17 protein-coding genes are annotated in these 25946 nt (G+C 41.3%); 15 read left to right on the forward strand and 2 right to left on the reverse strand.

The genetic code is table 11. The features are described 5' to 3' along the window. Positions 1-299: 299 nt before the first annotated feature. The 6 genes from wecA (ABIS04_RS05355) to rfbC all read left to right on the forward strand — a co-directional run bounded on the left by wecA (ABIS04_RS05355) (position 300) and on the right by rfbC (position 6849). The gene (gene wecA / locus ABIS04_RS05355) at positions 300-1370 is read left to right on the forward strand and encodes a UDP-N-acetylglucosamine--undecaprenyl-phosphate N-acetylglucosaminephosphotransferase (protein ID WP_350433392.1); all 1071 of its coding nucleotides are present in this window, start codon (positions 300-302) and stop codon (positions 1368-1370) included. Between the two features lie 150 nt (positions 1371-1520). Then, positions 1521-2594, forward strand: coding sequence for a UDP-N-acetylglucosamine--undecaprenyl-phosphate N-acetylglucosaminephosphotransferase (gene wecA / locus ABIS04_RS05360; protein WP_350432830.1), 1074 nt, complete (start codon positions 1521-1523; stop codon positions 2592-2594). 40 nt (positions 2595-2634) lie between these two features. After that, a complete protein-coding gene (galU, locus tag ABIS04_RS05365; protein WP_350432831.1) occupies positions 2635-3522 on the forward strand; it encodes a UTP--glucose-1-phosphate uridylyltransferase GalU in 888 nt (295 codons plus the stop codon). A 237-nt stretch (positions 3523-3759) separates the two neighbouring features. Continuing rightward, positions 3760-5109: a phosphoglucosamine mutase gene (glmM, locus tag ABIS04_RS05370; RefSeq protein WP_350432832.1), complete on the forward strand. Its 1350-nt coding sequence runs from the start codon at positions 3760-3762 to the stop codon at positions 5107-5109. A gap of 316 nt (positions 5110-5425) precedes the next feature. Then, positions 5426-6301 (forward strand): dTDP-4-dehydrorhamnose reductase, encoded by an 876-nt coding sequence (gene rfbD / locus ABIS04_RS05375; protein ID WP_350432833.1) that lies wholly within the window; start codon positions 5426-5428, stop codon positions 6299-6301. Then, entirely contained in the window at positions 6301-6849 is a 549-nt protein-coding gene (gene rfbC / locus ABIS04_RS05380; protein ID WP_350432834.1) for a dTDP-4-dehydrorhamnose 3,5-epimerase, read from the forward strand. The genes rfbD and rfbC overlap by 1 nt, the downstream gene beginning before the upstream one ends. 524 nt (positions 6850-7373) lie before the next feature. On the opposite strand, the gene ABIS04_RS05385 is transcribed toward rfbC, so the two are convergent. Next, the gene (locus tag ABIS04_RS05385; RefSeq protein WP_350432835.1) at positions 7374-8801 is read right to left on the reverse strand and encodes an MBL fold metallo-hydrolase; all 1428 of its coding nucleotides are present in this window, start codon (positions 8799-8801) and stop codon (positions 7374-7376) included. Between the two features lie 288 nt (positions 8802-9089). On the opposite strand from ABIS04_RS05385, the gene ABIS04_RS05390 reads away from it, so the two are divergent. From ABIS04_RS05390 to ABIS04_RS05425, 8 genes are all read left to right on the forward strand, one after another. After that, positions 9090-9389: a helix-turn-helix domain-containing protein gene (locus ABIS04_RS05390; RefSeq protein WP_350432836.1), complete on the forward strand. Its 300-nt coding sequence runs from the start codon at positions 9090-9092 to the stop codon at positions 9387-9389. Continuing rightward, positions 9386-10633: a HipA domain-containing protein gene (locus tag ABIS04_RS05395; protein WP_350432837.1), complete on the forward strand. Its 1248-nt coding sequence runs from the start codon at positions 9386-9388 to the stop codon at positions 10631-10633. The genes ABIS04_RS05390 and ABIS04_RS05395 overlap by 4 nt, the downstream gene beginning before the upstream one ends. A gap of 502 nt (positions 10634-11135) precedes the next feature. Next, positions 11136-11822 carry a DUF6933 domain-containing protein gene (locus tag ABIS04_RS05400; protein ID WP_350432838.1) on the forward strand — a complete coding sequence of 229 codons (687 nt, stop codon included), beginning with the start codon at positions 11136-11138 and terminating at the stop codon, positions 11820-11822. A gap of 63 nt (positions 11823-11885) precedes the next feature. Further along, a complete protein-coding gene (locus ABIS04_RS05405) occupies positions 11886-14363 on the forward strand; it encodes a S9 family peptidase (protein WP_350432839.1) in 2478 nt (825 codons plus the stop codon). Positions 14364-14663: 300 nt separating this feature from the next. Next, a complete protein-coding gene (locus tag ABIS04_RS05410) occupies positions 14664-15269 on the forward strand; it encodes a TetR/AcrR family transcriptional regulator (RefSeq protein WP_140233679.1) in 606 nt (201 codons plus the stop codon). Between the two features lie 871 nt (positions 15270-16140). Continuing rightward, the gene (locus ABIS04_RS05415; protein WP_350432840.1) at positions 16141-17298 is read left to right on the forward strand and encodes an iron-containing alcohol dehydrogenase; all 1158 of its coding nucleotides are present in this window, start codon (positions 16141-16143) and stop codon (positions 17296-17298) included. A 12-nt stretch (positions 17299-17310) separates the two neighbouring features. After that, positions 17311-18354, forward strand: coding sequence for an NADP-dependent oxidoreductase (locus tag ABIS04_RS05420; RefSeq protein ID WP_350432841.1), 1044 nt, complete (start codon positions 17311-17313; stop codon positions 18352-18354). Between the two features lie 138 nt (positions 18355-18492). Then, entirely contained in the window at positions 18493-19875 is a 1383-nt protein-coding gene (locus ABIS04_RS05425; protein WP_350432842.1) for an NAD-dependent succinate-semialdehyde dehydrogenase, read from the forward strand. 261 nt (positions 19876-20136) lie between these two features. Here the strand turns inward: ABIS04_RS05425 and ABIS04_RS05430 are convergent, their stop codons facing one another. Next, positions 20137-20697: a TetR/AcrR family transcriptional regulator gene (locus tag ABIS04_RS05430; RefSeq protein ID WP_350432843.1), complete on the reverse strand. Its 561-nt coding sequence runs from the start codon at positions 20695-20697 to the stop codon at positions 20137-20139. Between the two features lie 364 nt (positions 20698-21061). On the opposite strand from ABIS04_RS05430, the gene ABIS04_RS05435 reads away from it, so the two are divergent. Continuing rightward, the gene (locus ABIS04_RS05435; RefSeq protein ID WP_350432844.1) at positions 21062-25945 is read left to right on the forward strand and encodes a PAS domain S-box protein; all 4884 of its coding nucleotides are present in this window, start codon (positions 21062-21064) and stop codon (positions 25943-25945) included. Position 25946: the final 1 nt, after the last annotated feature.

Genomic DNA, 25946 nt, shown 5'->3' on the forward strand with positions numbered 1-25946 from the left:
TCTCTATTTTTCTGTTAGTTTGAGTAAAGTAGGTTAATGCAAATCTATCTGTACCTTTACGCTAGTATTTTAATTTGTGCTCTTGCTTTATCAATAGTCGGTACCATTAGGCCAAAGTAATATCATCCAATTATTCAATTGGATATAGTGTGGGTGAGACACTTTTTTGTCTCGTTCTCACCCTTATTTTGCTCAAATCACCCCTTTTGTTTCAATCCAACATAATTTACATTTCTATTTTCAGCACAATCAATTTATGTTTTTCGATGTGTTTAATTCTTCATCAGCCAGAGTCATATATGTCCATTAGCATTTCAGTCATTTTCGTTTTCTGCCTTTCTTTTATCAGTCTGCTCGCTTTCAGGAAGTTGGCCAAACGCGTTGGTTTGGTTGATAAGCCAAATGAACGGAAACACCATGTGGGTCAGATCCCGCTCGTTGGCGGTATTTCAATATACTGCACGTTAATGATCGCTTTATTTATCCTTTTCCCTATTACCAACTCATTACTACTTTACGTTGCATGTTCGACAGTGCTTATTGTCTTGGGGGCACTAGATGACCGCTATGATTTGAGTTTTAAATCGCGTCTAGTGGTTCAGGCAGCTATTTCTCTAGCGATGATATTGATAGGTTATAAAAGTTTGCATTACCTTGGTGCTATGTTCAGTGGTTCGGCGTTAGTTATTCCAACTTATATAAGTTATATAGTCACGATTTTGGCAGTAATAGGGGCAATTAATGCTTTTAATATGGTTGATGGTATCGATGGGTTGCTAGGCGGCCTTGCTTCAGTAACATTCTCAGCTCTTGGTTTAATGTTTTATCTTGCTGGGAAGGACTATTTAGCGCTTTACTGCTTGTTGTTCGTTGGTGCGCTGATCCCATATATCATGCTGAACTTAGGCTTTCCGTTTGGTCGCCGTTTCAAGGTGTTCATGGGGGATGCAGGCAGTATGTTTATCGGTTTTACCGCTATTTGGTTACTCATTGAAGCTAGCCAAGGACAAAATCAACTTGTTATTCGCCCAGTAACGGCACTTTGGTTTATTGCATTACCGCTGATGGACATGGTTTGCATTATGACCAGACGAATTAGGAAAGGACAATCACCATTCAAACCTGACAGAGAGCATTTGCATCATATTTGTCAGCGCATAGGACTGTCTTCAAGCCTTTCATTGTTAGTTATTTGCCTGTTAGCAACGCTAATGGCTGGTGTGGGTATTTTATCTGAACTTTATGATGTACCTGAGTCAATGATGTTTTTTCTATTTTTGGTGACTTTTGCTTTTTATTTTTCTGTCATTGCAAATATTTGGCGAATTACGGCTTTTTTTAAAAAGACCTATAGACATACTCAGCCGTAACATGACCCCTTGTGTCAGGATTTTTCTCTATAAATTTAACGTTGAAATTAAATCTGAAAGTTAATTATTGTATTAATTCCATCAATGGTAATATGACGCTGGTTTGATCATATTTTTACAATGTTTTATATGTAACCTAAGGATGAGGTGATGGACTATCTAGTTCCGTTTACAACTGCTTTTTTATTAAGTGTTGCTGCCATATTAGTCTTCAAACCTGTTGCTGCCAAGGTTGGGTTGTTAGATTTACCTAATGAACGTAAGTGTCATGACGGTGCCATCCCGCTTATTGGTGGTATCGCCATTTTCTGCAGTGTGTTACTGGCATCCAGCTTGTTTATTAAGAACAGCCAAACTCTCAATTTGTATCTCATTTCGTCATCATTGATCCTATTCATTGGTGTACTAGATGATAGGTATGATCTTTCTGTACGCGTACGACTTGTTGCACAAGTTATAGTTGCGTCAATACTGATCTTCGGTGCTGGTTTTTACCTCACGACACTCGGAGATATTTTTTACTTTTTTGAGTTTAAGTTAGGTTATGTAGGTATTTTAGTCACTATCATTGCCGTAATAGGCTGCATTAATGCCTTTAATATGGTTGATGGTATTGATGGTCTTGCAGGTATGCTGAGCCTAGTGACATTTACTTCACTCAGTATTTTGTTTTATCGTGCTGGCAACGATTGGTATTTATTACCTTTATTATTTGATGCTGCGATAATTGCTTATCTATTGTTTAACCTTCGTTGGCCTTTTCATTCGGTTCAAAAAATATTCATGGGTGACGCAGGTAGTATGTTAATTGGGTTGACTGTTGTGTGGTTATTAGTATTAGGCACTCAATCTATTAATGTCCATCAAGGTGCAATATTGAATCCTGTTTCATTCTCACCTGTGACGGCTCTGTTTTTGATTGCGATTCCATTAATGGATATGGCCGCGATAATGTATCGACGAGTTAAAAAAGGTCACTCGCCTTTTAAGCCTGATCGTGATCACTTACATCATATTTTTGAACGTGCTGGATACAATCGTAAACAGACGCTAATTAGAATTACGCTACTATCCTTATTGCTAGCGCTAGGCGGTATAGCTGGTGAGTTTTACCACGTCCCAGAATCAATAATGTTTAGTGTGTTTATCATTTTATTTGTATTCTATAATTGGGCACTCTCTCATGTTTGGCAAATTATTACTTGGTTAAAGCGCATTGATTAATATTGCTTTTATCAAGTGAACTGAATTTTAAGGATTTTAGATGAAAGTAGTTATTCCCGTTGCTGGACTCGGTACTCGTATGTTGCCAGCCACAAAAGCCATTCCAAAAGAAATGTTGCCATTGGTTGATAAGCCGCTTATTCAATATATTGTCGATGAGTGTGTTGCTGCAGGTGTGAAAGAAATAGTACTCGTGACTCATGCCAGTAAAAATGCCATTGAAAACCACTTTGATAAATCTTACGAGCTTGAGTCTACTCTTGAGAAACGTGTAAAACGTCAGTTACTGGAAGAAGTACAAGCCATTTGCCCTAAAGACGTGACTATAATGCATGTGCGTCAAGGTGAAGCAAAAGGCTTAGGTCATGCGGTATTGTGTGCGCATCCTTGTATTGGTAATAACCCGTTTGCGGTAGTGTTACCAGATGTTATTTTAGATGCCTATACAGCCGATCAAAAAACTGAAAATTTGGCTGCAATGATTGCTCGTTACAAAACATCATTTGCAAGCCAAATTATGGTTGCACCTGTACCAGAAAGTGAAGTGAATAAGTATGGTATTGCCGATTGTAATGGTGTTGATATCGAGCCTGGTGATTCCGCTAAAATTAAAGCCATGGTTGAAAAACCAGAAGTGGGTGAAGCGCCATCAAATTTAGCTGTAGTGGGGCGTTATGTGTTATCTGAAAAAATTTGGCGACTACTTGCTAAAACACCAGCCGGTGCTGGTGATGAAATTCAGTTAACTGACGCCATTGATATGCTCATTGAACAAGATACGGTTGAAGCATTTAACATGACCGGTAAATCACATGATTGTGGTGACAAATTGGGTTATATGAACGCGTTTGTTGAGTATGGATTACGCGATGCTAAGTTAGGTGCGGAATTTAAACAAAGCGTTGAGAAGATACTCGCTAATCAATAACGTTTAGTTGTTGTGTGTTTTAAAACCAACTCTTTTGTAGTTGGTTTTTTGTTTTTGGAGTCAAAAAGCCTAGAGCGCTGCGCTGCTAGGACGCTACGCGGCTAGATGCTATATAATCTTAGCAGCGAAGCTGTCCCTAGCAGGACGCAGTCCGCACTCTGGCGAGCCTGCGAGTTCCTAGTACCTCGTACCTAGCAGCGCAGCGCCCTAGGTAATTTTTTATTTTTGGAGTTTTTTATGTCTCGTAAGTATTTTGGCACCGATGGTGTGCGTGGAAAGGTGGGGACCTTTCCTATTACGCCTGACTTTGCAATGAAGCTGGGTTGGGCTGCTGGCAAAGTATTAGCGTCATCTGGTACTCAAGAGGTGTTAGTTGGCAAAGATACACGTAGCAGTGGCTATATGTTGGAATCGGCTATGCAGGCTGGACTTTCGGCTGCAGGCGTGAATGTAGCGTTAGTTGGTCCAATGCCAACACCTGCAGTAGCATATTTAGCATCGACGTTTAGGGCGGATGCTGGTGTGGTGATTAGTGCTTCACATAATCCTTTTTATGATAATGGCATTAAGTTTTTTTCTAATTCCGGCACTAAGCTTAATGATGAGCAAGAGCTAGATATTGAAGCATTGTTAGATCAAGCACTGAATCATAATGCGATGGAATGTGTCGCCTCTGAAGATTTAGGCAAGGTACGTCGGATTAACGATGCAGCAGGTCGTTACATTGAGTTCTGTAAAGGTGTATTTGCTAAAGACTTAACCTTAGCTGGGCTTAAAATTGTGATCGATAGCGCTAACGGAGCTGCTTACCATATTGCGCCGAATGTGTATCGTGAATTGGGTGCTGAGGTGATTAGCATTAATGATAAACCCAATGGCACCAATATTAACGACCATTGTGGTGCGACACACCTAGACAGCTTGCAAACAGCGGTAATGGTACATGAAGCTGATTTAGGCATTGCACTTGATGGTGATGCAGACCGAGTGATGTTTGTTGATCACAATGGTCATGTAGTCGATGGCGATCAAATTTTATATATTTTAGCTAAAACGGCTAAGCAACAAGGCACATTAAGTGGTGGTGTTGTTGGTACATTAATGTCTAACCTCGGTCTTGAAATAGCCTTAAAAGAAATGGATATTCCGTTTAAACGCGCCAAAGTGGGTGACCGTTATGTGGTTGAACAATTAAAAGCCACCGGCTGGCGCATTGGCGGTGAAGGCTCAGGTCATATATTACATCTTGACCATGCTTCCACCGGTGATGGTGTGGTTGCGTCGTTATTAGTCTTACAAGCTATATTACAGTCTGGGCAATCATTGGAAGACATAGTATCTGGTATGAAAAAATTGCCACAGGTGCTGCTCAATGTTCGCCTAACTGCTAACAATGCTAATGAGATATTAGCATCAGAAGCAGTAAAACAAGCCGTTATTGAAGCTGAAGCGGTACTTGCCGATAAGGGCCGCGTGTTACTTCGAAAGTCGGGCACAGAGCCTCTTATTCGCGTGATGGTTGAATCAATCGACCCTGATATGTCACAAACACAAGCAGAGCACATAGCAAAAGCGGTTCGTGCATAACATGTAGGTTATGGCCTGATGCTTGATTCGTTCGTTACTTTCTTAAAAGTGGCGAACGTATATTCGTCTAACCGATATGATTATCCACAAAATTTTTAAGGTTTTTTGTCAACTTTTTTGTCAACTTTTTTGGCCTGTTGGGTTTATAAATGCAGTAAATATACTTTCTAATGATATAGCGAAGATAACACTGTCTAAAATAGATTATTCTAGAGACGTTTTAAGATTGAAAGCATTCGTTGCTGTTATTTATAATTAAGTTCATGTAGAAACTACTTTTAGACAATTTCAGATACTTTGGAAACACAAGCATAAAATGAGAATATTGGTTACTGGTAAAAATGGCCAAATTGGCAGTTGTTTAGTTAACCAATTCAACACTATGCCTGATGTGACCTTGTTAGCATTAGATAGTGAGCAGCTAGATATTACTAACGCAATTAACGTCAATAACGTGGTGGCAGAGTTTAATCCGAATATTATTATTAATGCCGCTGCTTATACTGCGGTTGATAAGGCTGAGCTACAATCTGAATTGGCTTATGCCGTTAATCGTGATGGCCCTTATAACCTCGCCGTTGCAGCGAACCAAATCAATGCTGTCATTATCCATATCTCAACTGATTACGTTTTCGCTGGTGATAGTGTTGAGTGTTATGTTGAAACCGATAATACCAACCCTCACAGTGAGTATGGCCGGAGTAAACTGGCTGGTGAACAAGCGGTTACTGATGCGTGTGCACAACATATTATATTAAGAACTGCCTGGGTTTTTGGTGAACATGGCAATAACTTTGTTAATACCATGCTACGTCTCGCTAAAACCAAAGATACTTTGGCTGTGGTTGCTGATCAATGGGGTGGCCCAACCTATGCGGGTGATATAGCTAAAGCAATAGTGACAATATCAAAACAGATCGTTGCTGGTAATCAAGCATATGGCATATATCATTATTCAGGTTTTCCTCATGTGAGTTGGCATGCTTTTGCCCTAAAAATATTTGATATTGCGTTAGACCAAAACATATTAAAACACTCGATACACGTTAATGCGGTAACGACTCAAGATTATCCTACACCGGCTAAACGACCTGCGAACTCACGATTAAATTGCCATAAAATTGAGCGTATTTTTGGTATTCAACAAAGTGATTGGCAAGCAGCGTTAACAAGAATTAAAGACTATTTATAATGAAAATAATCGATACTAATATCCCCGAGGTTAAAATAATTGAGCCGACCGTGTTTGGTGATGATCGTGGTTTTTTCATGGAAACCTGGAACCAACAACAATTTGAGCAACTTGTAACAGGCAAACCAACTGCTTTTGTTCAAGATAATCACTCAAAGTCAAAGAAGGGTGTTTTACGAGGTTTACATTATCAATCAACGCATACTCAAGGAAAACTTGTTCGAGTTGTTAGTGGTGAAGTGTTTGATGTTGCGGTTGATATTCGTAAAGGCTCACCGACTTTTGGTCAATGGGTTGGCGTTTACTTATCTGCAGAAAATAAACGTCAATCGTGGGTGCCGGAAGGTTTTGCTCATGGTTTTTATGTCACCAGTGAAGTCGCCGAGATTGTTTATAAATGTACTGATTATTATTGCCCAAAATCTGAAGTGAGCATTTTTTGGAATGACCCTGATATAGGGATTAAATGGCCGTTGGATAACCCGCCTTTATTATCAAATAGAGATGCTCAACAAAGCATATTGCTCAAACACGCGCAGTGTTTATAACATTTATAATTAGTCACATAGGTTAGATTGACAATACATCATGCTAATAAGGTTGCCTGCATAAGAAGTTGCTTTATCCGTCTAGCATCTTCATGTGTTAATCGTTTTCTTTTGAGCATTATGTCGATGTTTGTTGTTTTAATTGTCTTATAAACTGATGCCTTGAGGATTAATGTTTGTGAGGTTCTATTCTCTGATAATTATATTTAACTGTTATATATCAAGTGAATAGTAAGTTTGTTTTTTAAATGGTATTAACAATACAATCCCCCTTTAGTGTCATCCCTCGCTTCACTTTCTTACTCTCTTCCCTGACTTCCCTGACTTCAATATTTGATCGAACAGTTAAGCCTGAATAGGTCATCTGCTCTTTGCCTTCCCCCCCAAATGATAAATTTATCTGCGATTTGCTTTTATAGAATCTAGCCGCGCAGCGTACTAGCAGCGTAGCGATCTCGGCTGTTGCTAAGATTTTATCGTATCTAACCGCATAGCGTCCTAGCAGCGTAGCGATCTAGGCTTTATCATTCCTTACCGATAACGATTTCTGCCGTAGGTATTAGTTTCCTGTATTCCTTTGCCAGTGCTTGTTTTGCTTCGTCGTCTCCGTGGACAATCCTTATATGTGAAGGTTTGTGGTGCATGCGTTTGACGAAGTTGATGAGGTTGTGTTGGTCTGCGTGGGCCGAATAACCGCTGATGGTGTGGATAACGGCTTTGATATCAATTTTTTGGTCCTTGATATAAACGTATCCGCCTTGTGGGCCATAGGTTTGTATGTCTCGGCCGGTGGTGCCTTTGGCTTGATAACCGACAAATAATACGTCTGTGGTGGCTTTAGGTAAAAATCGGGCGAGGTAATTGCTGATCCGTCCACCTGTACACATGCCTGATGCGGCGATGATAATGGCGGGTTTATTGACTGAGTCTAAATAGTTGATCACCGCTAAGTGGTCTTGATGACTGTCGATGGTCGTTAGCTGGCTAAAGTCCAGAGGATGACGTCCTTGAGCGAGTTTGTGTTTGGCTTCGTTGTCCCATAGTTGCTTGAATTGACGATATTGATTAGTGAAGTTAGCCGCCATGGGGGAGTCGACAATAATATTGATGTTCTGCCACATGGGGTTATTTTTATTGCGATGTATTATGTGTTCAAATTCGTAGAGTAGCTCTTGGGTTCTACCGATGCTAAATGCCGGTATGAGCACCACACCATTATCTTTGACCGCTTTCTCGATAATACTTTTAAGCTGTTTACTGCGATCTTTTCGTCCTTGATGATTTTTATCACCGTAGGTTGATTCAATCACCAAGGTATCTGCTCTATACGGGCTTTTGGGGCTAGCCAGCAATGGCGAATAGGTTGCCCCTAAATCCCCCGAGAACACTACTCGATGGTGGCTTTTAGGGCCTGTTAAGTCTATTTCAACATACGCCGACCCGAGTATATGCCCTGCAGGTTTAAATTTGAGTTTGGCTTTTGTAAACGTCTCAGCGTCGATGTTACTGTTTTTGGGGACAAGGTTTATCGGTAACAAAAACCATTGATTATAGTCAATTGGCACAAGTAGTTTTTTAAGACGACTCAGACAGGCTTGAATTAATGTTTGATCGCGGGTAACACCGACTTTTAAGGCATCTTCTATTACCATTGGTAATAGTGCAGCCGTTGCTGTTGTTGCATAAATAGGTTGATTAAAACCTGCTGCTAGCAGATAAGGTATCCGCCCCACATGATCGATATGACAATGAGTAACAATAAGCGCTTTGATGTTGTCGATAGGAAAGTCTATTTGTAGCTGTTCTGCAGAGCTTTTTCCGGCTGTTTCAGCGCCTTGAAACAGGCCACAATCGATAAGATAACTGCTGATACTATTGGTGTGATTATTCACATCCAGCTGATGACACGAACCTGTTACACCGTTTACCGCTCCATGGTGAATGATCTGCATGATGAGTCCTTTAGTTGAATCAAGTGTTAATTGTATCGAGTACGTTGAATTCTCCCTCGTTCAGGTTAACTTAGCAGTGGATATTAAATTTGGCCAATAAAACAACGATATTAGGGGCCTAGGGCGTGACTTCGTCACTGCTAGGGCGACCTTTGGTCTGCTAGGACGTGACTTCGTCACTGCTAGGTTCTGCCATTAAGTTAATACTCTTTTAGATAAAGTAAGTTGTTAACGGTTTACATTTGAGCTATTGTTATGCTTTACAGGTTATATGTGAGCTGTTAACCAATGTCTAAATTAAAATCCAGCCCAAAAGTTGTTCGAGTTAGTCGTCAACTGGGGAGCCAAGTTAAGCGTTCTCGGCTGGCGAGAAAGTTGCCTCAAGATTTGATTGCAGAACGAGCAAGAATATCGTTATCGACATTAAAACGAATTGAAAATGGAGATCCTACTGTGGCGATGGGCTCTTATCTAATGGTTTTACTTTCACTTGGGATTTTACCTGAAGCGTTATCAATTAATGATGACCTTGGTGAGGAACTATTACAAATGGATGCAAGAGAAAGAGCTCCTAGGAGTAAAAAGTGAAGGTCGATGTATTTTTAGAAAGCCAAGGTCAAAGCTATCATGTTGGTGAGTTACAGCAAGATGAAAGTAGAGGAAAGAGATCCGTTTCTTTTCAATTCAAGGATGAATGGTTAGCCAACTCATCCTTTTTTCAATTTGATCCAACGCTACCAAAATCGAGGGGATACCATTATCCAGCGTTGGGGAAAAGATTGTTTGGTGCTATTGGCGATAGCGCACCAGATACTTGGGGTAGAAAGCTATTAGACAGGCGTGAGCTTAAAGCCGCAGAGCAAGAAGGCAGACACCGCAGAGCTTTATCAGAAGTCGATTATTTACTTGGCGTAGCAGATCTTCCAAGGCTTGGATCGCTAAGATTTTCATTTGACGGTTATTACCAAGCCCCAATTAATAAGACTATTCCTACGATGGTTAGCTTGGGAAAACTAATGGAAGCGGCTGAAAGAGTGGAGCGTGGCGAAGATACGGAAGATGATCTTTTCATATTGTTCGCCCCCGGATCTTCTTTAGGCGGAGCAAGACCTAAAGCCTCGGTAACAGATAGCAATGACACATTATATATTGCTAAATTTCCTAAGGATTCTGATGGTTATTCGGTAGAGCGATGGGAAGCCATCGCCATGGATATGGCAAATGATGCTGGGCTGGATGTTTGTGAATATCAATTAACCGATGTCGCTGGGAAAAAAGTGTATTTAACGAAGCGATTTGACCGAACTGATGGTGCGCTACACGGTGAGCGGATACCTTTTATTTCTGCAATGGCTTTGACTGATCATGACGATGGTGATGATGATTGTAGCTACTTAGAATTGGTTGATGTGTTGTCAGAAACTGGCGCGAATCCATCTGTGGACATTAAACAACTTTTTAAGCGGATTGCGTTTTCTATATTAATTTCTAATGTTGATGATCACTTTAGAAATCATGGTTTTTTATGGAATAGTGGTCGCGGTTGGCAATTAAGTCCTCTTTATGATGTTAATCCTGTTTATAACTCGAGTGGTAGTCTGCGAACTTGTATCGATTATGAGAACTCGACTGCTTCATTAACCCTTCTTGTTGAGGTTGCTGGATACTTTGGTATTAGCGATGTTGAGGCTAAGGAAGTGATAAAAAAGATCGCAAAGGTGACGTTACAATGGCGAGATTATGCCAATAAAAGAGGTGCTCCCAGTCGAGAGATTGAGCTAATGACTAGAGCTTTTGAACATGATGAAATGCAAACCGCATTAAGCTATTAAGCTATTAAGTCATTCGCTCATTTTTCAGTCAAATAGGCGAGGTAACATCAGGGCAGTTACATGAGTAATTGATGGTGAAAAGAGCCTGTAAATATGTTTAATACTTTGCTTAGCATATTGTGGCTTATGTTTGCTGAATAAGGATAGCAAGTATTTATTGTTTCTATACGTTTTAGTTATTGCAAGCAAATACCTTGCAACAACTCTCTTGATGTTAAAACAGTTGGACTGTTTACTTCAGAAAATGGTTATAGGGTCTTGCTACTGCGGTATCGCTAATTTATGCAGAATAACGACATGCCATAAGCTCTATTTTGTATAAAATAGCCTAAGATAACTGTAAATTTCATCTTAAAAATCAGCTGACCTTAAAAGATATTTATTTGCGCCAATATGATTAGATGCACTGGATTTCATCGACATCTAATAATAGGTTTGGCAAAATAAGTAAAACACACCTCAAATAGTAACACTTGCTTTTAACCGGGTGAGTAGGAAGCGAATGTTAGTATTTAATTGCACCAAAGCTGCGGTTGATTTTTTTAGTGTCACTCGCAAAGGCGAAGTGTTGTCTTGCTTAGAGCCTGCGCCGCATAAAACCATTGCTGAGTCAGTCGCTGAGCCTGTTTTCCCCATCGATGTTGAGCCACATGAACACGACGGTAGTCAATGGCATTGGGTAGTGCATTGCGTAACTGTTAAACGTAAAAAATACTTATTAGTGATGGATTATTCCAGCCGTTATTGCTTGACGTTTTTGGCGACGAAAAAAGGTAATGAAATCGATTTTCTCAATATGTTTGAGCAAATGCTAAAATCCAATTTTATGTTTTTAGCCAATAAAAAAAGTGTGGATAGTGTCGAGGCTGATTTAGCATTAGCACGATATAATGATAAATATAATACCTGTGTGTTTCATCCCCGAAGTGATCGCAGCGTGCAAGGACATTTGAACGATGTTGTCTGGCACTTGGAGCGTCACTGCTATGAAGATGGGATGCTGTTAATGCCCAATGAGTTTATTGAATTTAGTGCCTTTATGGGACAGGTTCCTCGCAATGCGAAAGGGCGTAGCAGCCACTTTTTCCCTAACGATGTGTTTATAGATTCTTGGTTACAAGATATTGCAACTGATGACGGCAAAGTAGATACCACTAACCTGGTATACCTCAGCGATTATAGAAAATAGTCATCGCAACTGACCTATTACTAATAACTGACCTATTACTAATAACAATAAGAAGGACGTGTAATGAAAGCTTTTTCTCTGGTATTGACCAGTTTAGCGATGGCTGTTTCTGGCATTGCGTACGGGACTGAAATCGATCTCAGCCACATTCAACGCTTAGGCCCTGTTAATCAACAGATGGCAACTGCCTTATTTCAAAGTGCTCATGCTGACGCGCTGCGTGCAAATTTGGTTGCGAGTTTAATTGAGCAATCAAGCCACAAGAATACCAAACCGGTTCAGTTTTTTAATCAAAAACTGACTTGGCAGACGGCATCATCAAAAGCAGAAGGTGAGGGCTGGTTAGCCTATCAATTACCTGTTTCTACCCAGCGTTTTACCCAAGGTACGTTAACGGTAAAAGGGCTTGATAATCCGCAGGTGTATTTGAATGGCCAATTAGTCAAGTCAGCGAATGAAGTCAGCCTAGAGTTAGTGAATGGCGATTACCATATTTTAGTCTTGGCCGATGGCCAGCAACAAGACATGCCATTTAGTCTTGATTGGCAGGGAAAAAGCGATATTGACGAGCTCGATTTTTCTGAGCAAAAAACGCAACGAGTCTCTGCAGAACAGCTATTTGATGCCCAAGTGATTAGCGACTTAACCTTATCACCTAATGGTAAGTACTTATTGCAATCGACTATTGAATACCAGCCAAGCCAAGGTGATACCCCTATTCAAGTGACTGAGTTACGCAAGGTGTCAGACAACAGTGTGGTGTATCGCTGGCAAGATAACCGCCCAAGCAGCGCTGTATGGTCCAATGACAGTAAACAATTGGCGTATGCGGCTAATAATCAAATTCAGTTACTCAATATGGCAAACTTAGTTATTCACGTTGCTGCGGCCGATATGGAGAATGTGTCTGGTTTGCATTGGTACGGCGACAGCCTGTTATTTAGTTGGCAAAAACCGTTTAAAGCCGATGAAAAAGCCACCTCAAAGCGATTTAGAGCATTAGAAGATCGCTGGAGTTATTGGCGTGACAATAGCCAACTTTATCAATTAGATGTGGCTTCAGGCTTTATTCGTCAGTTAACTGATAATAAAATTAGCACTGATTTTGTTGATAGTAATGTCGATAAAAACACGCTGTTATTGACTCGCTCGCCGGTTGATTATGTTGAGCCTGCCCATGGACTAACTCAGTTAATTGAATTGAATCTAAAAGACTTAACCGAAACCATAATTGGTGAATATCGTAGTTTTAGCGGTGCATTATACGCCGATGATGGCATGTACATCACTGCGGGACCTCGCTTTATGGATGGCGTTGGCATACAAGATAACACCATTGAAGTGAATGATTATGATGGTCAATTATATTGGCGTGATAGCAAGGGTAATGTCAGTGCGCTAAGCAAAGACTTTGATCCCGCTATTGGCAGCATGACTAAGCTTGAAAATGGTGATGTGATATTAACCGTAACCGAAGGCGACCGCTCACCACTGTATTTATTTGATAAAAGTAACCGTCGTTTTAGCAAAATAGACACCGGTATTGATATGGTGACTAACTTTAGTGTCGCGGTTGAACAATCAACCCCGACTATCGTGTTTGCGGGTACGTCGGCCACCGTGCCACAAAAAGCGTATAAAATGGCATTAAACTCCAGTCGTAAAGAGTTGTTGTTCGACAGCCAAAAACTCAGTTATGCCAATACCCGTTTGGGTGAGATCCAAGATTTCGATTTTACAAATAAGCTTGGCCAAAATATCGATGGTCGGGTGTATTTACCGGCTGACTTTGATGCCAACAAAAAGTATCCGGCATTAGTGTATTACTATGGCGGTACTTCTCCTGTTGGGCGTCACTTTACTGGTCGTTGGCCATTTAACTTATGGGCTGCCGAAGGTTATGTGGTGTATGTGCTACAACCCAATGGTGCAACAGGTTATGGTCAAGCATTCAGTGGCCGCCATGTGAATGCATGGGGTAAATACAGTGCTGATGACATTATTGAAGGGACTAAAGCCTTCTTAAACGCGCATAGTTTTGTAGACCCTAAACGAGTGGGCAACATGGGTGCGTCATACGGCGGCTTTATGACCATGTATTTAGCCACCAAAACCGATATTTTTGCTGCGTCAATGTCTCATGCTGGGATCAGTAATTTATCATCTTACTGGGGCCATGGCTGGTGGGGTTATGGTTATTCTGGTGTGGCGAGTCGTGGCAGTTTTCCGTGGAATAACCCTGAGCTCTATGTTGAGCAAAGTCCGTTATATCATGCAGATAAAATTACTACGCCGTTATTGCTGATCCACGGTAATGCTGATACGAATGTGCCAGTGGGTGAAAGCCATTACATGTACACCGCACTAAAGCTGTTAGGCAAAGAGGTAGAATTGGTTGAGTTTAATGGCCAAAACCATCACATCAACAGCCGTCAAGCGCGCTTTGATTGGTGGAATACCACTATGGCCTGGTTTGACTTGAAGTTAAAAGATCAGCCTGAATGGTGGAATAGTCTTTACCCTGAGACGACAGAGCAATAAGCTGCTTTATATTTCTAGAGGCCTCGCATTGCGGGGCTTTTTGTTAAGTCACAATAAGTGTAAGCGGTTACTGAGCAGTGGATCGTTATAGCTTAAAAAGCTAAACCTTATAGAAATTATATGAGTTCGATTTTATCATCTCAAATTTCCATGTTGATTTCATTTTGAAACCTGATTTTCCCCTAAATCAGTAGACACTTTTGATTTATGAAAATAACGTCAAGGCTAGAATAATCCGAAGTATTGACATAGATAAACAGTCAACTACAATAAATTAAAATCGATGATAGGTATCAGAAAATGGGTCGAAAAAGTGATGGTAGAGAACGTCTGCTACGGGCAATATCAGACCTGATGTGGGAGAGCAGTTATGGCACTCTCACGATTGATGTTATTTGTGAACGCGCGGGTGTAAAGAAGGGCAGTTTCTACTATTTTTTCAACTCCAAGTCCGAGCTTGCTGCTGAGTCGATCCGCGAGGGATGGGAAGCAAAGAAACCGAAAATGAATACGTTCTTTTCTGCTACTCGACCCCCTTTAGAGCGACTGAGATCCTATTTTGACGATATACGACAAACACAGTATGAGGCGCTCGAGAAGCATGGCCGGATCCTCGGTTGTCCCAATTTCAATGTGGGTGCCGAGATTAGTGGTCTCGCGCCTGAACTGGATAAAAAGTTACAGCGTACGTTTAGTGATTTGCTCAAATATATTGAATCAGCAATCCGAGATGCCCAGTTGGAAGGGATAATTAATGTCGCCGATCCTGCTATGAGTGCCCGCTGTGTGCTTGGCTTTTTTGAAGGGGTTTTGACCCATGCTCAGGTCTGCAACGATCCTACTTTATTAGATGATATTTGGCCGGGGACGTTACAAATGCTAGGTGTTACATGGGATGGGACTTAGCAGGTAAAAACGTGAACTGTGATTAATTATTTTTAAACAAGCTAGCTATATCACCACCATATTGATGGTTTCTGATTATTTTCTACTCTCGACAATGACTGGTTAAATTCTGAACTGGCAGAGATTATGCCACCGACTTATATGTTTACCTTAATCGTCGTTGCGAAACTGAAAATAGACTCTGCTATGATGCGACTATGAATGTTGTTGCTTCTTTAAATGGCAGATTTTTTACGTTGGTATTCACTGTTGGAGTCATTCACTTAGCGTTGTATTAACCTTTGTTGGTTATCATTGATTTTGTGTTCTGGGGGATGCATATTATGTTGATGGGTTAGTAATATATGGTGTCTTTTGCGTGTTAACCATTAATTTACCCATGGCAGTTTAAGTCTTATTCAGGCTAGTTTATTGCCGTTATTTAGCTAACATCAATTCATTTTAATAGTTGACTATATAGTAAACTATATGTGAGCAGGTATGAAGCAAGCGAGTACGAACAATAAGTTGTATGGCATTAAGGCTATCGCCAATGGACGCTGTGATAGTTACAAACGACCCGCCAATGACCTCATGAATGAGCCATTGTTCGTTGTTAGGCAAGAATCTGTCGCAGCAAACATACCACCCCTCTCCAATAGCGGTTTACGCTTGGCAATAACTGACTACTCAGACAGTAGACAGACTAGATGGCCAATCTGCTTAAACTCGTTATCACCGCCTGCCATTAGGAAATGATTGAAGAGAGCGCGCGGCAGCTAGCTAAAGCCACTCATCACATCTACCCACATTCAAATGCTACGCGCAGAAAAATCGATGTACGCCCACATAGACGTACACCTTCACATTGAAACAGAAGGAAATTTAGATCATGAAAAACTTTGATTTTCACAACCCAACACACATTCTCTTTGGTAAAGGCCGTATCGCGGATCTGAATGAGCATGTTCCGGCTGATGCAAAAGTATTGATTATCTATGGTGGTGGTAGCGCGGAAAGAACCGGTGTTCTAGACCAAGTCCGCGCAGCACTTACAGGCCGTACATTGGTTGAGTTTGGCGGCATAGAACCGAACCCGCACTATACTACTACGTTAAATGCCATCCAAGTCATCAACGATAATGACATCACTTTCTTACTTGCCGTTGGCGGTGGGTCTGTCATCGATGCCACCAAATTTATTGCAGCTGCAGCTTTGTATGATGGTGATCCGTGGGAGATCCTTACTTCCGGCGGTTCGAATATTAAGGCGGCGATGCCATTTGGTACCGTGCTGACGTTGCCCGCTACAGGATCTGAAATGAACTCTGGTGCTGTAATAACTGATCCAGATAAAGTAGCGAAACTTGCTTTCAGAAGCCCATATTGTTACCCGCTATTTTCCGTACTCGATCCCGAGATTACTTATACGCTGCCTGCTCGTCAGGTTGCCAACGGGGTGGTAGATTCTTTTGTCCACATTGTCGAACAGTATCTGACTTATCCTAGTGCCGCATATGTTCAGGATGGTTTTGCCGAATCTATGTTGCGAACTCTGATCAAGCTTGGTCCAAAAGCACTTGAGACACCTGAAGATTATGATATCCGCGCTAATCTGATGTGGATTGCAACATTAGCTTTGAACGGATTAATTGGTGCGGGTGTGCCACAAGATTGGGCTTCTCATATGATCGGACATGAGATCACCGCGCTTAATAATACTGATCATGCACGTACACTTGCGGTTGTATTGCCATCATTGATGAACGATCAACGCGAGCATAAACACGACAAACTGCTGCAATATGCCAGCAATGTTTGGGGGATCAACGAGGGCTCCGATGATGTAAGAATTGACGCTGCGATTATGGCGACTCGGGCATTCTTCGAGAAATTAGGTATTAAAACAAGGTTAAGTGACTACGATATTGGTGCGCCCGAGATTGAGCGTATTATCACCGACTTGAAGGCCCATGGCATGACTGCCCTCGGTGAACGCCATGACATCAGCCCAACTGATGTTCGTCGTATTCTTGAAGCGTCACTATAGGGGACACTGAACATGGCACAGACAAACAAAACAAATCGACAATGGGTTCTAGCCGAACGACCTAAAGGCGAACCCACTAAAGACACATTGAACTTAATTGAGGAAGCTATTCCAGTAGCATCTGGTAATCAGATGCTACTACGGACTGAGTTTCTTTCGCTCGACCCCTATATGCGTGGTCGGATGAGCGATGCACCATCTTATGCAGTCCCCGTCGAGATTGGTGAAGTGATGGTTGGGAGTACGGTTGCGCAGGTCGTCGATTCGAATATCGATGGTTTTGCCCCTGGCGACTACGTGCTCAGTTTTAATGGTTGGCAAGACTATGCTCTGTCAGATGGAGCAGGGTTGACCAACCTCGGCAAGTCACCTTTGCATCCTTCTTGGGCGCTTGGGATTTTGGGTATGCCGGGCTTTACCGCTTGGGCTGGCCTGAAACAGATTGGTGAGCCAAAGGCCGGCGAAACCATCGTAGTGGCTGCTGCCACAGGTCCGGTTGGTGCTACCGTTGGCCAGATCGGCAAATTGATGGGCTGTCGTGTTGTCGGGATTGCCGGCGGCGCTGAAAAATGCGCTTATGCGGTAGACGAGTTGGGCTTTGACGCCTGTATTGACCACAAGGCCGGAGACTTTGCTGATCAACTTGCCAAGGCGAGCCCAGATGGCATAGATGTCTATTTTGAGAGTGTCGGTGGCAAGGTTTTTGATGCGGTCATCCCGCTATTGAATCCGAAAGCTCGGATCCCGCTCTGTGGACTTGTGTCGCAATACAACGCAACCGGATTGCCAGCTGGGCCGGATCGGATGAATTGGCTGATGGGGCAGATCCTACGCAAGAAGATCAAGCTGCAAGGCTTTATCATTTTTGATGATTTTGGCTATCTCTACCCCGACTTTGCCAAGGAGATGGGGGGCTGGGTTGAAAGTGGCAAGATCAAATACCGTGAAGAGAATATTGAGGGATTGGAAAATGCTCTTCATGCATTCATCGGTCTGCTTAACGGTGAGAATTTCGGCAAACGCGTGATCCACGTGGGCCAACAAATCAAAGTCTAACCCATAACAATCATGATGTACTGACTTGGCCCTAGGACGAGTAACGCCGCACTGGCACAAGCTTTTGCAACATTGGACCGGGGACGGTTTTGAAACACCAGTCCCCCGTTGGTACATTATCCAACAAAGGTAACTATTATGACTTATGAAACACGTAACCCTTATACGGGTGCTCTTCTGGTCACTTTCCCGGATGCAACCGACTTCGAGGTTAATCAAGCGATTGAAAATGCGCATGTTGCATTTTTATTATGGAAAGAAACAGGGTTTACTGAGCGCGCACGCGTGATGCACGCCGCGGCAGAGATATTACGCCGTGAGGTTGATTATTTCGCCAATCTGCTGACTATCGAGATGGGGAAACTTGTATCCGAAGCTAAAGCCGAAGTTGCTCTGTCGGCAGATATTTTTGATTATTATGCAACTAATGCTCAAACGCTGCTGGCACCGCAAAAGCTGCCCGTTACCGATTGCGAGGCCGAGATTATCGCCGAGCCGCTAGGGGTATTGTTGGCGATTGAGCCATGGAATTTTCCGTTTTATCAGGTGGTCCGAATTGCGGCACCACAAATATCTGCAGGTAATACCCTGTTGCTTAAGCATGCGTCTAATGTTCCGCAGGCTGCTGCTGCATTTGAAAAATTAATGTTGGAGGCTGGTTTGCCTCAGGGGGTGTTTAAAAATCTCTATGCAACACGGTCGCAGCTCGAAACCATCATTAATGATCCACGAGTTCATGGGGTAGCATTAACAGGGTCGGAAAGGGCTGGTGCAGTTGTTGCCGCTCAGGCAGGTAAGGCTTTGAAGAAATCGACGCTTGAACTTGGCGGTGCGGATGCATTTGTTGTTCTAGCCGATGCTGAGATGGAAAAAACCATCAACTGGGCGGTCTTTGGCCGCCACTGGAATGGTGGTCAAGTCTGTGTGTCCTCAAAGCGCATGATCATTGTTGATGAGGTGTATGATCGCTTTCTTGAAGGCTATATCGCCGGTGTTGCGAAACTGAAAGCGGGTGATCCATTTGAGCCATCCACTACCTTGGCACCACTTTCTTCTAGGGCTGCCGCAGATGACATTAAAGACAAGATACGCCAAGCGGTTTCTTATGGTGCCACGGCAACTGAAGTAGGGCCAAGTGTTCCTGATTCGGGCAATTTTGTGCAACCGACCATTCTGACTGATATTTCACAAGATAACCCAGCGCGCAACTGGGAGTTTTTTGGTCCGGTATCGATGTTGTTTCGTGCAAAGGATGAAGATGACGCTGTGCATATTGCAAATGATTCACCGTTTGGTTTGGGTGGGTCAGTTTTTACCGCCAATGCAAAGCACGGAGCAGAAGTCGCTAAGCGAATGTCCACAGGTATGGTTTTCGTTAATCACCCTACAATGGCTAAAGCAGACTTGCCCTTTGGTGGTATAAGACGTTCAGGGTATGGACGCGAACTTGTTGGTCTCGGCATCAAGGAGTTCGTCAATCACAAGTTGATCTCAGTGGTTGATATAGACGCACCGTTCTAATACTCATTGCCAATCCGATCATTGGTCGGATTGGCTTATCCAACATAATTTATAACGGTAAAAGGTTTATCGTTATAAATCATTCCGCTAAACATAAAAACACCAACACTTAATGCTGGTGTTTAGGTGCTAATCATGGGTTTAAAAAAGGCCATCGAATTGGCTCATATCATTCACCAGTCATTAACATTATTCGCAATGTTACGCGTCAAAATCTGCAAGCCAAAATATGAGTAAAATACTATTCTCGTAAAGTGTGATTTAAGCACTTAACCAAGGTAGTAGTGCATTAATAGTCTGATTTATTGTGTTTGCGGAGTCAGCTTGGTAGCCGTATATACGAATACCAAAAATCACGGTCATTAACTGTGCTGCATAAGCTTTAGCTTGTTCTTCGGTGTGGCTTTTACGTAAGTAATCTACATAAATTAGCTCAATGTTGGCCAGTTGGGCTGAGGCAAACTGATATAACTTATTGCCTTGTGATGCCAATTCCAGTTGCGTTTTAATTAAAAAACAACCGCAATAGTCGCAGGCTTTAGATTGCTCTACCAAATCTTGTAAAATTTGTTTAATCGCCAAATTAACACTTGGTGCATCGGCCATTTTTTGGTGAACTGCGTTTATTGAAAATTCAGCGTAGCGTGCTAACGCGGCTTGGAATAGCCCTTCTTTACTTTCAAACTCATGGTAAATGCTACCAGGCTTTAAACCGGTGGCTTTAGTGATTTGTTGAATGCTTGATGCTGCATAGCCTTGCTGCCAAAACAACTTGATGACGTTATCTAACACGTCTTCTCTTTGGTAATTCTTCTTTGCCATGACATCTCATCCTCATCGTACTTTATATATGGATTATCTGATTAAACCGAATTGTTATCAATAAAGCAATAATGACTATAATAACACCATTTGAATGACTGTTCAAAAATGGTTTAAATTTAATATTTATAGTGATTCAAAACGTCACAAAGTGTGGTGGAGACTTTTTTGAGATCATCTTGACCATTCGTCAGTTTTTCCCTTTTCTTGCTATCGCTTTTTATCTATCAGTTTCTTCTTAAATTACCTCCCTAGTAATATGACATTGGCACGGTTTAAAAAACTATATTTTTCAATGTCTAGCTTGTAAAAAATGATTTTATCGTCCACAGTGAATCGCAATGACTCTTAATTAATTATTAAAATGACCAAACTATCTAGCTACAAAAATGCACTAAAATGGGGTTTAGGTGTTTTGACCTTAGGTTTAGTGGTCAGTTTTGGTATTGCTGTAAATGTTAAGAATCAAAATAATATCATTATTAGCCAATCACTTAACACTGTAACCGAGCAAGTTACCAATAATATTATTGATCGTATCGTACAGTATCAATATGGTTTACGAGGTTCTCGTGGTGCGGTTGCTACGGTAGGTGAAGATAATATTACCCGCGAAATTTTTAAAAAGTATAGCTTAACTCGCGATATTGCAACCGAGTTCCCGGGTGCTCGAGGATTTGGCTATATTCGCCGGATACCGGTTGCCGATGAAGCCCGTTTTGTTGAAAAACAGAAATTAGATAATTGGCCTGATTTTACCATTAAGCAGCTAAATGCTCATGATGGTGAACGCTATGTTATTCAATATATTGAACCTATAGAATATAGTAATTCTGCTATAGGGTTAGATATCGCCTCGGAAGATAACCGCATGAATGCGGCAAAACAAGCGTATTTAAGCGGTGAGGTTCGCTTAACCGGGCCGATAACCTTAGTACAAGCTAGTGGCCATCCTTTACAAGCATTTTTAATTTTAATGCCGATTTACCATACAGGTTTTACCCCCGTCACCCTTAAAGAAAGAGAAGAACAAGCTTTTGGTTGGAGCTATGCACCGTTAGTGGCTAATGAAGTATTTGCGAATATTTCCCTATCAAGAAATTCAACAAAGTTGAAATTAGTTGATGTTACGGATGATAAAAATACCGTAATGTTTTTTCAAACCCATGCTGATGATACCAATATTCTCTCCGAATATAATTCATCGATGGAACGAGATATTTTTGGCCGCAAGTGGCAAGTGTCGTTAACCGCGTATCCTAATTTTATTAGTCAGTTACATTTAACTAATCCTACTCTCGTCTTTATTTATGGTTTTATTTTAAGCCTATTACTTGCAGGTGTGGTTGGATTATATGTGTTTAATCAGCGTCGTAAACGGATACTGTTAGCCGATACAGCAAGACGCGCTAATATTCTTGAGCATTCTCTTGATGCCATTATTAGTTATGATTGTGATGGCATTATCACAGGATGGAATCAGGGTGCTGAAACCCTTTTTCATTATAATGAAAATGAAGTCATTGGCTCTAAAAGTACTGATTTTATTATTCCTGAAGGTGATAGTGAACGAGAGATATTACACTTTGCTCAAGTGCTGAAGGGGAAGCCGATATTAAATTATGTGTGCCAGCACAAGCGTAAAGATAATGAGTTGCTCTCAACCTCGATGACGTCAATGGCTATTTATAATGAATTAGGCGTGATCACCGGTGTGAGTCAAACTATTCGTGATATTACGCTTCAGCAAAAAGCTGAAAAACAAATTTTAAACCATAATGCTCGACTTGAGCGAGAAGTAACTGAACGAACTCATGCTTTACAACAAGCCTTGTTAGAAAATAAAACCTTGCTGGATAATATTAATCAACAATTACTGTACTCAGAAACCAACAGTGATGGGGTTATCCTAGCGGTTAACGATTATTTCTGTGTTACGTCAGGCTTTACCCGCGAGCAAATGATCGGCCAGAAACATTCAATTTTAAAGTCTAACGAACATGATGATGCTTTTTGGGCGGATATGTGGCAAAGCATTATCTCTGGTAAAACTTGGCAAGGTGAAGTTTGTAATAATGATAGGCAAGGTAATATTAAATGGTTTGATACCGTTATAGCCCCTGTTATGGATGAGAACGGTAATCTTCAACGTTGTATTGCATTGCGAATTGATATTACTGAACGTAAAAATACCCAACTTGAAAATAATGAACTCGCGGCTTTACTTACCAATGTGCTTGCCGCCGCATCGGAAGTCGCCATTATTTCGACCGACGATGACGGTATTATTAATATTTTTAATCGCGGTGCGGAGTTATTACTTGGTTACCAGGCAGAAGAAGTTGTGGGCATACAAAGTCCTGCAATATGGCATCTTCCCGCTGAAGTTCGTCAACGCAGTAAAGAGTTAAGTGAAGAGTTTGGCGAAGATGTTGGTATTTCGGATGTGTTTGTATACGGGCCGAAAAATGTCGGCCCCGAAACGCGTACTTGGACATATGTACGTAAAGATTTTTCTCAATGCCAAGTGTCGTTATCGTTATCTGCTATGCGCGACCATAATGGTGAGGTTATCGGTTTTCTGGGCGTAGCCGTAAATATTGATAAAATGCTCAAGCAGCAAAAAGAATTGTTGTCTACCAGTAATCAATTGACCAAAGCAGCTGAAGTGGCTGAGTTAGGTATTTATGATTTAGATTTAGTGGCTGATAACCTACAGTGGAATGATCGTATGTTTGCCATGTACGATTATCCATTAGCGCTCGGTGAAGCAGGATTAAATTACCGACATTGGCAACAACGACTGCATCCAGATGATTTCAATATGGCAGAAACGGCTTTTCAACAAGCGGTAGATTCTTTAACACCCACTTATGAGACGACATTTAGGATTATTACCCGCTCAAATCAAATTCGTTATATCCATGCTGGTGCCCAAATATATTACGACAAATCGAATAAACCCGTGCGTATTGTTGGGGTTAACCGTGACATTACTGAGCAACAAGAACTAGAACAAACCTTGAGATTGGCTAAGCAAGCTGCTGATGCGGCCAGTGCCGCTAAATCTGCATTTTTAGCCAATATGAGCCATGAAATACGTACTCCAATGAATGCCGTATTAGGTATGCTTCAACTTATTCAACATTCTGATATGAGCCTCCAACAAGCTGATTATGTGACTAAAGCCGAGAGTGCAGCAAAATCATTATTAGGACTATTAAATGATATTTTAGACTTTTCTAAAATTGATGCGGGTAAGTTAGAACTTGATTTTCATCCGTTTAAACTCGAAACCTTAATGCGCGAGTTAGCAGTGATGCTGGCAACTAATGGACACAGTAAAAATGTAGAAGTTATTTTTGATTTAGATCCTGCTATTCCGTACTTGATTGAAGGTGATGAGCTTCGTTTGCGCCAAGTGTTGTTAAACCTTGCGGGTAATGCGCTTAAATTTACGGCAGAAGGTCACGTTATTGTCAGTGTGCTTTGTAACGAATTTACAGCAAACCAAGTGAATTTGACTATTTCGATTACCGACACTGGCATCGGAATTAGTCAGGAACAGGGCGATAAAATTTTCCAAGGTTTTGTCCAGGCAGAATCCTCAACGTCAAGACGATTTGGCGGAACAGGATTGGGATTAGCGATTACTAAAAATTTAATTGAGTTAATGGGGGGAGAATTAACCCTATCGAGTCAGGTTGGTGAAGGGAGTCGTTTTGGGTTTGATTTAACGTTTAATATTGTTGAAGCGACAAGCAGTGATTCTGATATAGATTTACAAGATAAGAATATTCTGATTGTTGACGACAGTAAGATGAGCCGTAAAATTTTATCAAAAACCTTAACGACTCATGGCGCAGTTGTGAATGAAGCACATAATAGTAAACAGGCTATTGATCTAATTGAGCAAAGTTTACATGCCAGTAATCATTATGATGTGATTATTATGGATTGGCGTATGCCTGATAAGAATGGTTTGGAAACCGCCAATCATATTCAAACTATGTTTGCTGTAGGCAAAGCGCCTGCGATTATTATGTTAACTGCATATGGTGCAGAGGTGATGGAACAAACCAAACAATACCTTCAACCGCCTTTTGTTAATATGCTCACTAAACCTGTGACGGCCAATTTAATGCTTGAAGCCGTTTTTCAAGCAATTAATGGGGTCGCACTGCCGTTACCCGCTAAAAAAATAACTCATTTAGTATTAAAAGGCGTCAGGGTGTTGGTGGTGGAAGATAATCAGCTTAATCGCCAAGTGATTGATGAGTTATTACGATTGCAAGGTGCGGTTGTTACCTTGGCTAAAGATGGTATTGAGGGTGTAGATTGGGTCACTAAATCAAATAATCAATTTGATATTGTTATCATGGATATGCAAATGCCAGTTATGGATGGACTTGAGGCCACTCGTCTTATTCGCGCTGATGGTCGATTTAATGATTTATCTATTTTGGCTATGACGGCTAATGCATCGCTTGCTGATAAAACATTATGCTTGGAAGCTGGTATGGATGATCATATTGGTAAGCCAATAGACATGACGAGTTTATTACCTTGTATGCTTAGGCTCTTAGGACGTGAAGACAATAGTTATTCAGATTCGCTCGTTAATAATCTGCCGATAGCATTATCTGATGGGTTTAATGATGATGCCATTATAGAAAATGCAGATTCTATTTTACGTCGTTTTGGTGGTGAACGCGCATTTATCATTGATGTGAAACATCATTTTGCATCTGAAATGAATGAGCAATTATCATTACTCACTCAGGCTTTTGAGCAACAAGATAACAATGCTATCAGTCTTGTTGCTCATACAATTAAAGGTACTGCGAGTAATATTGGTGCTAAGCGACTTGCTGCTTTTGCTGCTACGTTAGAGCAAAATATGAAGCATGCTGTTGATGTCGAGCCAGCCATTTACCTAAGTCAAATGCAAGGCCAGATTAACGACAGTTTACATATGTTGGATACGTTATTTCCAGACGAAAGCGAAGAATTAACAGCAGATTCGCTAGAGAAAAAAATACTATTGCCGATAAAGAGCGTAGATTTGAATAAAATGGATCAATTAATGGCGTTGTTAGTGGAACAAAATTTAGATGCCATAGAGTATCTTGAGCTTTTATTAAGTAATGTAGAGCTTGATGACCAAGTGTTAAAGTTGAAGAAACAAGTGAATCAACTTGAGTTTTTGGATGCTATCGATACCCTGAAATCGATAATAAAGGAGTGAT

The organism is Shewanella sp. H8, from assembly GCF_040285065.1.
Taxonomy (GTDB): domain Bacteria; phylum Pseudomonadota; class Gammaproteobacteria; order Enterobacterales; family Shewanellaceae; genus Shewanella; species Shewanella polaris.